We start from the raw sequence: 12,651 nt of genomic DNA, 5'->3' as shown, positions 1-12,651 counted from the left end.
AAGACCGAGTCGCGGCCTTCGCGGGCAAGCCTCGCTCCTACAGATCTAGCGTCGTTCACATTCCCGGCGAACGACACAAATCTGTAAGAGCGAGGCTTGCCCGCGAAGACTGACTAACAGTCACCAGCTCTCTCACCCATCGCCGCCAACCTGCCAAACTCCGACATCCCTCTAGGAGCAATTCCCCGAGGAGACTACAATCGCCACCCCCGCCTCGATGGCTGATCTGCCCCGCCCATGTTGACCTGTTCCGTACACCCGCTCCCCTATCGCGCCAACCCCGCCGAGTACTTCGCGGCAATTCGTCATGCCCCCGGTGCCGTGCTGCTCGACAGTGGCCGGCCCATCGCCGATCGCGGTCGCTACGACCTGCTCAGTGCCTGGCCACTGGAGCAAATAGCGGTACTGCCTGACGAAAGTGGCGGCGATTTCCTGCAACGCCTTCGCGACAATCTGACACGACTCGGTGGAGCGGCTGTTCCTTACGATTTGCCCTTCGCCGGCGGCCTCATCGGTTACCTGAGCTACGACTTCGGTCGGCATCTGGAAAACCTGCCCAGTCAGGCGCTGGACGATCTGCAACTACCCGACGCACGTTTCGGGCTGTACGACTGGGCACTGATCAGCGATCACCAACTGAGTTCCAGTCAGTTGGTCTTCCACCCCTCGCTGATCGACAGCGAACGCCAGCGTCTGATCACGCTATTCAGTGAGCCTTCGGCTGAAGCAGTCGAGCCTTTCAAGTTGAAAGCCCCGATGAAGGCCGACCTGAGCGCCGACGAGTATCGCCACGCGCTGGAGCGCATTCAGCAGTACATCCAGGCCGGCGACTGCTATCAGGTCAACTTCGCCCAGCGTTTCCGCGCGCAGTGCCAGGGCGATCCATGGGCTGCGTATTGCGCGCTGCGGGCGGCGTGCCCGACGCCGTTCTCCGGTTTTCAGAGCCTGCCCGACGGCGGCGCGGTGCTGAGTCTGTCGCCGGAGCGTTTCGTCAAAGTCAGCGAACGCCATGTGGAAACCCGCCCGATCAAAGGCACCCGTCCTCGCGGCCTGACCGCTGCCGAAGATGCGGCAAACGCCGCCGAACTGCTGGCCAGCCCCAAGGACCGCGCAGAAAACCTGATGATCGTCGACCTGCTGCGCAATGACCTCGGCCGCACCTGCCGTATCGGTTCGGTGCGGGTGCCGGAGTTGTTCAGCCTGGAAAGCTACCCGAACGTGCATCACCTGGTGAGCAGCGTGATTGGGGAACTGGCGGATGACCGGGATGCGTTGGACCTGATCGCTGGCAGCTTCCCCGGCGGTTCGATTACCGGTGCGCCGAAAATTCGCGCGATGCAGATCATCGACGAACTGGAGCCGACGCGTCGTGGGTTGTACTGCGGGTCTTTGCTCTATCTGGACGTTCGCGGCGAGATGGACAGCTCCATCGCGATTCGCAGTTTGCTGGTCAAGGATGGGCAGGTGTGTTGCTGGGGCGGTGGCGGAATCGTCGCGGATTCGGAATGGCAGGCCGAGTATCAGGAATCGATTACCAAGGTGAAGGTCCTTCTCGATACCCTTCAAAACCTTTAAAAGCTTCGCGGGCAAGCCTCGCTCCTACGGATTTGTGTCGAACCACAATGATGCGATCGACATAAATCCGTAGGAGCGAGGCTTGCCCGCGAAGGCGTCCTCGAAAACGACTACAAACTCAACGCCCGATTCGAAGCCTTGATGAATTCCTGCTTCAGCGCTTCAAAGCTGTGCACCGCCGGAAATTGCGGAAACTCGCGAATCACATTGTCCGGCGCATGGAACAGAATCCCCGCATCCGCCTCACCCAGCATCGTAGTGTCGTTGTAGGAATCCCCCGCCGCGATCACCCGGTAGTAAAGACTCTTGAAGGCCAAAACCGACTGACGCTTCGGATCTTTCTGACGCAATTGATAGCTCGTCACCCGCCCTGAATCATCAGTAATCAGACGATGGCAAAGCAAGGCCGGGAAGCCCAGTTGACGCATCAGCGGCTGGGAGAACTCGTAGAACGTGTCCGACAGAATCACCACCTGAAAGCGTTCACGCAGCCAGTTGACGAACTCGATGGCACCGTCCAGCGGCTGGAGCGTGGCAATCACTTCCTGGATATCAGCGAGTTTCAGACCGTGCTCGTCGAGAATCCGCAGGCGCTGCTTCATCAGCACGTCGTAGTCGGGGATGTCCCGGGTGGTAGCCCTCAAGGATTCAATCCCGGTTTTTTCGGCGAAGGCGATCCAGATTTCCGGGACCAGTACTCCTTCAAGATCCAGACAGGCAATTTCCACAAGACACTCCCATTGGTATTGATTATTGAGTCGAGCGAGCAAAAGGACTGCCGAACTCTAGCGACTCAGGCAGACCTGCGCAACGCAGAGTGCGCACCAGCGGCTGCAGGATTTTGTTACCATCAGAGCCATATAGAGCGCCCAGCGCCACCGACCTGTAGGAAGCCGCCCTGATGAGCCCATCGTTCGATGTCGTGGAACTCGCCACGACTTATGCCAACAAATCCGCCCAGGACATCCTGAAACTCGCGTTCGCCGAGTTTGGCGATGACCTGTGGATATCTTTCAGCGGCGCCGAAGACGTGGTGCTGGTGGACATGGCCTGGAAGCTGAACAAGAACGTCAAAGTGTTCAGCCTCGACACCGGCCGCTTGCACCCCGAGACCTACCGCTTCATCGATCAGGTGCGCGAGCACTACAAGATCGACATCGAACTGGTGTCGCCGGACTACACCAAGCTCGAACCTTTTGTGAAGGAAAAGGGCCTGTTCAGTTTCTACAAGGACGGCCATGGCGAATGCTGCGGCATCCGCAAGATCGAGCCGCTTCGTCGCAAGCTCTCGGGTGTGACGGCCTGGGCCACCGGTCAGCGCCGGGATCAGAGCCCAGGAACTCGCAGCGCCGTCGCCGTGCTGGAAATCGATACCGCGTTCTCCACCCCCGAACGCACCCTGTACAAATTCAACCCGCTGGCACAAATGACCAGCGAAGAGATCTGGGGTTACATCCGCATGCTGGAGCTGCCGTACAACAGCCTGCACGAGCGCGGGTTCATCAGCATCGGCTGCGAACCGTGCACCCGTCCGGTGTTGCCGAACCAGCACGAGCGCGAAGGTCGTTGGTGGTGGGAAGAAGCAACACAGAAAGAATGCGGCTTGCATGCCGGCAACATCATCAGCAAATCCAAGGCCTAACCCCTCTACAAAGATGTGTACACACGACTGTCACCATCGGTGCCATTTGTGTGTGCATTTTTCATTTCTACGCCCCAAAAATTTTACACTTCCACCCTGACTTCCTCAGTCGATCTTTCGTACAAACCTCACCGAAAAATAAATACTGTTCAACCGGTCAATTTATATCGCCTTTTTTTCAGCCACTTATCGCCGACTGATAACAAAACGAAATTAGCGATGAAATTCATAGATCGGGATTTGGCATGGATCTGGCTTAAGTGCATACATGTTTTGTATACAATTATATTGAAGCATACACACACTTCAGATCCGCAAGCCTGAAGCGCCCTATCCCTCCTTTGGCGGCTTGGCATCGTCGGGTCGCACAACCACCCGCTATAAGGACTTCACATGCGAATTCTCGTGGTCAACGTCAACACCACCGAATCCATCACCCAGGCCATCGCACGCTCGGCTCAGTCCGTGGCCGCGCCGGGCACGGAAATCATCGGCCTGACGCCCTACTTCGGTGCTGACTCCATTGAAGGCAATTTCGAAAGTTATCTGGCCGCCATCGCGGTGATGGACCGAGTAATGTCCTACGACCAACCCTTCGATGCCGTGATCCAGGCCGGTTACGGCGAGCACGGCCGCGAGGGTTTGCAGGAGCTGCTCAACGTACCGGTGGTGGACCTCACCGATGCGGCGGCCAGCACCGCCATGTTCCTCGGTCATGCCTACTCGGTGGTCACCACGCTGGACCGCACCGTACCGCTGATCGAGGATCGCCTCAAACTGTCCGGACTCTGGGACCGTTGCGCGTCGGTACGGGCCAGTGGCCTGGCGGTACTGGAACTTGAATCCGATCCCGAGCGTGCGCTGGAGGCGATTGTTCGTCAGGCGGAATTGGCAGTGCTTGAAGACAAGGCCGAGGTGATTTGCCTGGGCTGCAGCGGCATGGCCGGGCTGGATGAACAGATTCGTCAGCGCACTGGCGTGCCGGTGGTGGATGGTGTGACGGCGGCGGTGACCATTGCCGAGTCGTTGGTGCGGTTGGGCTTGTCAACTTCCAAGGTGCGGACTTATGCGACACCGCGGCCGAAGAAAATTGTGGGTTGGCCTGCGCGGTTTGGGCGATGAGTTCGCACTGAACCGAGTCGCCGCCATCGCGAGCAAGCTCGCTCCCACAGGGGATCTGTGAACGACGCAAAACAATGTGGGAGCGAGCTTGCTCGCGATGGCGGCGACTCGGTATTAAGGCAGGATCAAACCGCACTAAACCGCTGCCCCAACCCCTGCTCCGCAAACTGCTCAATGACGAAATCCACAAACGCCCGGGTCTTGCCCGGCAACAGTTTGTGCTCCGCGTAATAGATAGAAATGTTGCCATCGTCGATGTACCAATCGGGCAATACTCGCTGCAAGGTCCCGGCCTCCAGATAGCCCACGGCGAACGGCATGCTCACCAGCGCAATGCCCAACCCTTGGGCAGCCGTAGCGCAGGCCGCTTCCGAATCACTCATGGTCATCCGTGCCTTGAGCGTCAGCGGGCTGTGTTGCTGAGTACGACTGGTCAATTGCCAGGAGCGCACACGACCGGTCTGCGGCGACCGAATCAGGATGCCATCGTGATGTTTGAGATCATCCGGCTCGACGATCGCCTCACGCGCCGCCAGATACTCCACTGACCCCACCAACACGCGATGCGCCGGCGTCAGCTTGCGCGCCACCACACCCTGCGGCAGCTCGAATCCTCCACCAATCGCCGCATCGAAACCCTGCGCGATCAGATCGACCTGACGGTTATCGAAATGCCAGTCCGGGTTGATCGCCGGAAATCGACGTAGAAACTCTCCGAGCAACGGCACGATGTACAAACGCCCGAACGCCGTGCCCATGCTGACTTTCAGTGTCCCCGCCGGTCGACCCTCGGCACTGGCCAGATTGGCCACGGCATTCTGGATCGTGTGAAGACTGGAACTCACTTCGCCGAGAAACAGATGACCCGCTTCAGTAAGCGTCAGACTGCGAGTGCTGCGCTGAAACAGCCGCACACCCAGTCGCGCCTCAAGTTTGGCGACGCTCTTGCCCACCGCCGCCGGGGTCAGACTCAGGCGGCGCGCGGCTTCGGCGAAGCTGCCGACCTCGGCACTGCGCACGAAGCATTCGATACTGCTGAAGGTTTCCATAAGCGCCACTATAAACTTTTGGTTTACACAGACTATCGCAATTACCATCTACACAGCCTGTAATCCTGTATCGATACTAGGCTCCATCAACCGAGACATCTCGCCTCGGGACTTTGGAGATCGATATGACTACTCAGAACCTCAGCGGCAAAGTGGCTTTGATTCAAGGCGGATCCCGCGGTATCGGCGCCGCCATTGTCAAACGCCTGGCTGCTGAAGGCGCGACAGTCGCCTTCACCTACGTCAGCTCCACCGCCAAAGCCGAAGAATTGCAAAACAGCATCACCGGTAGCGGCGGCAAAGCCCTCGCCATCAAGGCTGACAGCGCCGACGCCGAGGCCATCCGCAACGCCGTGACCGCCACCGTAAAAGCCTTTGGTCGCCTGGACATTCTGGTCAACAACGCAGGCGTGCTGGCCGTTGCACCCTTGGAAGACTTCAAACTTGAAGACTTCGACCACACCCTCTCGATCAACGTGCGCAGCGTATTCATCGCCACCCAGGCCGCTGCCAAACACATGACCGAAGGCGGTCGCATCATCAACATCGGCAGTACCAACGCCGACCGCATGCCCTTCGCCGGTGGCGGCCCCTACGCCATGAGCAAGTCGGCGCTGGTCGGACTGACCAAAGGCCTGGCTCGCGACCTCGGCCCGCGCGGGATCACCATCAACAACGTGCAACCGGGCCCGGTCGACACTGACATGAACCCGGCCAGTGGTGACTTCGCCGAAAGCCTGATCCCGTTGATGGCCGTGGGTCGCTACGGCAAAGCGGAAGAAATCGCCAGTTTCGTCGCCTACCTCGTCGGCCCCGAAGCCGGTTACATCACTGGTGCCAGCCTGACCATCGACGGTGGTTTCGGCGCCTGATGTTCTGAATCACGCATAAAAAAACGCCGGCAACCCTGATCAGGTTGCCGGCGTTTTTATGTACGCAGCTTCAAGCCCATTCAAGCGCCGGCAGGCCGAAGGTGCTCGGTTTGAACGCTGTCAGCGTACGAAGAATGCCATCGGCGTGTGCGTATTTTTCGTCAGCCATCGCCGCATCCGGGATTGCAATCGCCGTCATCCCCGCCGCTTTCGCCGCTGTGACACCGAACGGCGAATCCTCGAACACCAGGCACTCCTCGGGCGCGACACCCAGGCGCCGCGCCGCCGTGAGGAAGATGTCCGGCGCCGGTTTGGCCGCGCCGACTTCCGGATCATCGGCCGTCACAATGAAATCGAACAGCGCGAACCAGTCGCGGTGCAAGGTGGTTTTCTGGCCGAACGACTGACGCGAAGAACTGGTGCCCACCGCGATCGGAATATTGTTGGCCTTCAAGTGCCGAACCAGCTCCTGTGCGCCAGGCATCGCCAACGCTGTAGGAAAACGCTCGCGCATCAGCGGTTCGCGGATCACCAGAAACTCTTCGGCGGTGATCGGCAGATCCAACGCCTCGACCACATAACGCGCCAGATCACCCGCGCCACGGCCGATGATGTTCTGTTTGACGCTCCAGTCGAAGACTCGACCGTAACGCGCAGCAATCATGGACGTGACCTCGGTGTAAATGCCCTCGGTGTCCAGCAACAGGCCGTCCATATCGAAAATAACGGCCTTGATCGGGCCGAATTCATTCAGCGGTGCATTCATCGCATCTGATCCGTTTTCTAATGACATCCCAGAGGCGGCTCAGGTACGGCCGGGTCCGCGATCGATTAAAGGATTCAGCAGCATACCGAGCGCGACTGGCATAGGGCAACGGGCAACGGGCAATGCCTGATCGGTACTAACACCTGCGCCGAAGTGCTCTCCGTCATTTAGCGATTCCCCCTACACCAAACACCTACTTTCCCGACTTCTTTCCACGCCGATCCCCCGCAAAGTCCCGCGCTCTGAATTGATCTGCGCGAGAGACTGCGAATGTTCGTACCTGACAAGGTCCTGGCCTTGAATAACACCATCGAGCTGCTGGTGGTCGCGGCCATGGACCCTGAGCAGCCGAATGTCGAAGCGCTGCTCGGTGATTTTCGGCTGTGTCTCAATGACTACGACGCCTGGGCTGAAAGTTTCTGGACCGGCAGGGCATTGGATGTCGAGCAGGTGTTCAAGGTCGGCAATGACGTCCGTCTTAGCGCGCCGAAGAATCCCACCACGCCAGTCAGCTCGACAGTCACTTCGTGCTCGGTCAGTGGTTCTTTGACCCTGGTGCACATGTTCGATGCCGCGCGGTTTGTGCCGATCGGCAATACGCCGGTAATGCTTGAACCTTACCTCTCTGAAGGCATGTTTGGCGAACCGATCTACCGCGAGATCGGTCCCAGCGGCATTCTGGAGATCCCCGATTGCCAGCGCAACCTGCGTTATCGCATCACCTTCTTTCCGAATGTTTCCACAGCGCATGTCAAAGCGCTGTACGACTCATATCAGGGCGTGATCGGCGAACTGGAAGGCTGGCTGCGCAACGAATGGACCACCGAGTTCCAACCGCGGTGGGCAGAGTTTTCCGAGGCCGGTTTCACCAAACGCTACGGCATGCTGCAACAGGCTGACTGGCGCGGTTTCGAGAACTCGCTGAACGGTTTGTGGGATGACGTGAAGCAGGTTTACGACCTGATCACGGACCTGCGGGCCAACAGTGAAAAACTCCTTGAGTACCTGACCGAGGTCGAACTTGAAGCGCTGCTGGACGCTTCGGCCGAGAGCATTGCCAATGTGTTGCTGATGCTGAGCGACGAGCCGTTGATGTTCATTCATCTCGCGGCGATCACCAGTTGGCTGAGGATGTTGCCGCCGCAGCATATCGCTGAGGTCGTGGCGGAAATTCGTACAGGAATATTGATCGGATTGCTGTTGGCGCGCTTCACAGGTTCTACAGGACTGAAACTTGGCATAAGCGCCAAGGTGCTGAACAAGGTCAAGTCGGAGCGAGCACGGAACTGGCTGGCGGCCGCGAGTTTGCGGCTAGCCGAACTGACCGCCAAGTCCGACCTGACCGCCCACGCTGGCGTACTCAAACCCCTCGCAGTCAGCGCCCGGAATGTTCCGCTGAAACCCGCACCCGCGGTGTCACTGCAGATCAGCGCGGGGGCTGCACCGGTTGTGCTGGTAAAGAATCCGGTCGCCATCGCTCGCGAAAAGTCCGAGGCCATGACTCGCCTGGTTCGTCAGGAGCATCGCGACGATGCTCCCGATCAGGCGAAAAACCCCAACGGCGACAGCGCCGATTGCGGACCGTTGACCTGTACCAACGGCTGTCCGGTATCGATGGTTACGGGCGAAGAACTGTTGACCCTCACCGACGGTTCGCTGGACGGGATTTTGCCGTTCGACTTCACTCGGCTCTATCGCACCAGTGCTGTGGAGATCGATTGCGGGCTCGGATTCGGCTGGAGTCATTCCCTCGCACATCGGCTGGATATTGATGGAGCACAGGTCGTCTGGACCGACCACGAAAACCGTCGTACGACTTTTCCTCTTCCGAGTGTCGAGCGCCCGGCGATTCATAACAGCCTGTCGCGAGCGGCGATTTATCTGGGGGACGAACCGGAAGAACTGGTCCTCGCTCTGGCCGGTGAAAAAGCGCGGTTCTTTCACTTTCGCGCAGGACGTCTGACGGCCATCAGCGATGCCTATGGCAATCGGCTGACGGTGCTGCGGGACACTTCTGACAGGATCAAGCGCCTCGACAACGGCGTCGGGCGTTCCCTGCTGTTGCGCTATGAGCGCCGACACATAGTTGCCGTCGAGTATCAAAGCTTTCATCCGGCCGAGACCCTGGAAGACGCCTGGCGTACCGAGCAAACACTGGTTGCCTACCGCTACGACGCTTGTCAGCGCTTGATCGAAGCGACCAATGCCGCCGGCGAAAGCGAACGGTACGACTACGACGAGCAGCACGTGATTCTGCAACGGCAATTGGCCGGTGGAGCAAGTTTCTACTGGGAGTGGGAAAGGTCCGGTAAAGCTGCCCGATGCGTCCGCCATTGGGCGTCGTTTTCGCAGATGGACACGCGGTATGTCTGGGATGACAACGGCAGTGTGGTGGTTAAAAACGCCGACGGCAGCGAGGAGGTTTACGAGCACGACGAACAGGCGCGATTGGTGCGTCGGGTCGAACCCAATGGCGCAGAACACCTTAAGGCTTACGACGACAACGGTCGGTTGCTGAGCGAACAGGATCCGCTGGGGGCAATAACCCAATACCGCTATGACGAGATCGGACGGCTGATTGCGCTGATTCCACCCGAAGACGAGCCGAAGTCCTACGAATATCGTAATGGTTTCCTGTACGCGCGGTATTGCGGAAAAGCGGTATGGAAGTATCAGCGCAATGTTCAGGGTGACGTCACGGAAGCGACCGATCCTGACGGCCATGTCACTCACCATCACTACGACGCTCAAGGACGGGTGCTGTCGATCCGTTATCCAGACAACAGTCGGCATGTCTTCGGGTGGAATGCATTAGGACAACTGCTCCAGGAAACGTTGCCGGACGGTGGTCAGCGGCGGTTTTCCTACGACGCTTTGGGTCGGCAGATTACCCGTCAGGACGAACACGGCGCTGCCACTCAATACCAATGGGACGCTGTCGGACGTCTGATCCAGACGATTCTTCCCACGGGCGCCAGCCGCGCTTTCAGCTACAACGCCTACGGCAAGATCACCGCCGAACGCAATGAACTGGGGCGCGTCACCCGTTTTGAGTACGACGATGACCTGCATCTGGTCAGTCGCCGGATCAACCCTGACGGAACGCAAGTGCGTTATCGCTACGACAACGCGCAGCTACTGCTGACGGAAATCGAAAATGAATCCGGCGAACACTATCGACTGGACTACACACCCAACGGATTGATCCGACAGGAAACCGGTTTCGATGGCCAACGCACGGCGTATGCCTACGACCTCAATGGCCATCTGCTGGAGAAAACCGAGTTCGGTGATGACGGCTCTCAACTGGTCACGGTTTATGAGCGGGACTCGGCTGGACGCTTGCTGGTTAAAACCCTGCCCGACGGCATCAAGGTTGAATACCGCTACGACAGCCTCGGTCGCCTGATCAGCGTCGACGACGGCCATGACCATCCGCTGGAATTCGAGTACGACCCACAGGATCGCCTGATCACCGAACATCAGGGCTGGGGCACGCTGCGTTATGGCTACGACGCCTGCGGCCAACTCAACCACCTGCGCCTGCCGGACAACAGCAAACTCGACTACCACCACGCCAAGGGCGGTGCGCTGACCGCGATCGACCTCAACGGCGCCCGGCTCACCACTCACCACTTCGCCTCCGGTCGCGAACAGCAACGCGAGCAAGGCCTGTTGCTCAGCGAATATGCCTACGACGATCAGGGTCGCCTGAAAGCCCACGCCGTCAGCCAACAGCAACAACCGCTGTATCGCCGCGACTATGCCTACAGCGCCAACGGCAATCTCGACAGCATTGCCGACACTCGTCACGGCCAACGCCGCTACGACTACGACCCACTGAACCGCCTGATCCGCGTCCGCCACTCCCGCGACCAACAGCCCGAAAGCTTCGCCCATGACCCGGCCGGAAACCTGGTGATGCAAGATTGTCCAGGCCCGACCACCGCCAAAGGCAATCGCCTATTGATACAAGGCGACCGCCATTACGATTACGACGCCTTTGGAAACCTGATCCGCGAGCGCCGCGGCACCGCACAAAAACTGGTCACCGAGTACCGTTACGACTGCCAACATCGGTTGATCAGCGCCACACTCCCTAACGGCAATCAGGCCACCTACCGCTACGACGCCTTCGGCCGCCGCATCGCCAAAACTGTCGATGGCAACACCACCGAATTCTTCTGGCAGGGCGACAACCTCGTCGCTGAAAGCAGCAAGGAACACCACCGCAGCTACCTCTACGAACCCGGCACCTTCCGCCCACTCGCCATGCTCGACGGCAAAGGCCCACGCCAGGCTTGTCCGTTCTATTACCAACTCGACCACCTCGGTACGCCACAAGAACTCACCGACTACAGCGGCGACATCATCTGGGCCGCCCGATACACAGCGTATGGCCGCCTGACCCGCCTCAACCGCGACACTCACCAAGTGCTTGATCAGCCGTTGAGGTTTCAGGGGCAGTATTTCGACGCGGAGACGGGCCTGCACTACAACCGGCATCGCTACTACAATCCGGATGTTGGACGGTATCTGACACCGGACCCGAGTAGGTTAGCGGGTGGGTTGAACGGGTATCAGTACACGCGGAACCCGACGGGGTGGGTTGATCCTCTGGGGTTGAGTGAGTGTCCTGGGGGGGATGGGTGTAAGAGGCCGGCGTTTGGGGGTGAGGATCCGGTTGGGAAGGTTAAGGTTGATGAGGGTGAGCCAGATCTGCCTTCCCTGATACATGACGTTGACCCGAGCAGTTTATTTAGAACGCATTCGTTATCTGGCAAAGGTTCAACTAAGCGTGTAGAAAATATCGCAAAGGATATGCGTGAAACTGGTTTCGACGCGAATTTCCCGATAGATGTCGCCGAAAATGACGGCAAGCTCTATATCCTTGATGGACATCACCGTGCAACAGCAGCAAGGCAGACATCAACAAGAGTGATCATTAAACTTGTGAGAGATATCGCAGGCCATAGAGGAACTCTGAACAATATTGATGACGTTATAGAGTCCGCAAGCAACGTTGGGCATGACAGGCTGGAGCTTCGAAGAAGATGAACTACAGGAACGAGAGTCTTGAGCAACTCATATTCGACTTTCTTTCGATGGTCGAAAAAGCCACCTCTTTGCTCGAAGAAAAGTTCGGCACTCGATGCATTTTAAGGCTGTGGCGCACCAATAAAATAGAGCGATGTGGAACCGTGGTTGGCGACATAACATATGAGCTACACGGAGTTGGCTGTGCTGTTTATTTTCCTGAGCTCTGTATAGATTTTGACTACGGGCCTGAAGGCAGGACAGACGGGTTTGATGTTTGGAGACTTTATATTTTTGCTTGCGAACTGCCATTAAAATACAAAAAATATACTGACAAAGCCGTTTTGGAGACTGAATTCAAACAATATGTCGCTCTAGGAAAAGTTGAAAGAATGTCAAATTCTACAGGTGAGCTTTATTTCTTTAAAAACAACGTTACTTTTAATTAACTGACTAGATATTCGGGGTCCCGTTGAAACACACGCCCCCTAGCATGAGGTGCTAGGGGTAGTGGATTTCAACCACCCAAACCACTCATACCAGCTTCCCACCGTCCTTCCTCCCGAACTCCCACCACTCCCACTCATA

General features: G+C 58.0%; 9 protein-coding genes. 6 read left to right on the top strand and 3 right to left on the bottom strand.

Translation table 11 applies throughout. The features are described 5' to 3' along the window. Positions 1 to 237: 237 nt before the first annotated feature. A complete protein-coding gene (pabB, locus tag ACYZT7_RS10975; protein WP_462041035.1) occupies positions 238 to 1,575 on the top strand; it encodes an aminodeoxychorismate synthase component I in 1,338 nt (445 codons plus the stop codon). Positions 1,576 to 1,685: 110 nt separating this feature from the next. Here the strand turns inward: pabB and thrH are convergent, their stop codons facing one another. Then, positions 1,686 to 2,303 carry a bifunctional phosphoserine phosphatase/homoserine phosphotransferase ThrH gene (gene thrH, locus ACYZT7_RS10970; protein ID WP_462041034.1) on the bottom strand — a complete coding sequence of 206 codons (618 nt, stop codon included), beginning with the start codon at positions 2,301 to 2,303 and terminating at the stop codon, positions 1,686 to 1,688. Between the two features lie 173 nt (positions 2,304 to 2,476). Between thrH and ACYZT7_RS10965 the strand changes: the two genes are divergently transcribed. Beyond that, the gene (locus tag ACYZT7_RS10965; protein ID WP_008042297.1) at positions 2,477 to 3,217 is read left to right on the top strand and encodes a phosphoadenylyl-sulfate reductase; all 741 of its coding nucleotides are present in this window, start codon (positions 2,477 to 2,479) and stop codon (positions 3,215 to 3,217) included. Positions 3,218 to 3,610: 393 nt separating this feature from the next. Beyond that, positions 3,611 to 4,339 (top strand): aspartate/glutamate racemase family protein, encoded by a 729-nt coding sequence (locus ACYZT7_RS10960; RefSeq protein ID WP_462041033.1) that lies wholly within the window; start codon positions 3,611 to 3,613, stop codon positions 4,337 to 4,339. Positions 4,340 to 4,464: 125 nt separating this feature from the next. On the opposite strand, the gene ACYZT7_RS10955 is transcribed toward ACYZT7_RS10960, so the two are convergent. After that, positions 4,465 to 5,388, bottom strand: a complete 924-nt coding sequence (locus ACYZT7_RS10955) for a LysR family transcriptional regulator (RefSeq protein ID WP_462041032.1) — start codon at positions 5,386 to 5,388, stop codon at positions 4,465 to 4,467. 125 nt (positions 5,389 to 5,513) lie between these two features. On the opposite strand from ACYZT7_RS10955, the gene ACYZT7_RS10950 reads away from it, so the two are divergent. After that, positions 5,514 to 6,260: a 3-oxoacyl-ACP reductase family protein gene (locus ACYZT7_RS10950; RefSeq protein ID WP_462041031.1), complete on the top strand. Its 747-nt coding sequence runs from the start codon at positions 5,514 to 5,516 to the stop codon at positions 6,258 to 6,260. A 70-nt stretch (positions 6,261 to 6,330) separates the two neighbouring features. Here ACYZT7_RS10950 and ACYZT7_RS10945 read toward each other — a convergent pair whose 3' ends face one another. Then, entirely contained in the window at positions 6,331 to 7,026 is a 696-nt protein-coding gene (locus ACYZT7_RS10945; RefSeq protein ID WP_462041030.1) for an HAD-IA family hydrolase, read from the bottom strand. Positions 7,027 to 7,296: 270 nt separating this feature from the next. On the opposite strand from ACYZT7_RS10945, the gene ACYZT7_RS10940 reads away from it, so the two are divergent. Together ACYZT7_RS10940 and ACYZT7_RS10935 are read left to right on the top strand one after the other, a co-directional pair. Then, on the top strand, positions 7,297 to 12,084 hold the full coding sequence (locus ACYZT7_RS10940) for an RHS repeat-associated core domain-containing protein (RefSeq protein ID WP_462041029.1): 4,788 nt from the start codon (positions 7,297 to 7,299) through the stop codon (positions 12,082 to 12,084). Then, positions 12,081 to 12,512 carry a DUF6896 domain-containing protein gene (locus ACYZT7_RS10935; protein ID WP_462041028.1) on the top strand — a complete coding sequence of 144 codons (432 nt, stop codon included), beginning with the start codon at positions 12,081 to 12,083 and terminating at the stop codon, positions 12,510 to 12,512. The genes ACYZT7_RS10940 and ACYZT7_RS10935 overlap by 4 nt, the downstream gene beginning before the upstream one ends. The last annotated feature ends 139 nt before the right edge of the window (positions 12,513 to 12,651 follow it).

The sequence above is a fragment of the Pseudomonas sp. RT4P38 genome, from assembly GCF_054897765.1.
Note: the sequence above shows the minus strand (reverse complement) of the source record. Positions and strands in the feature narration are given on the sequence as shown.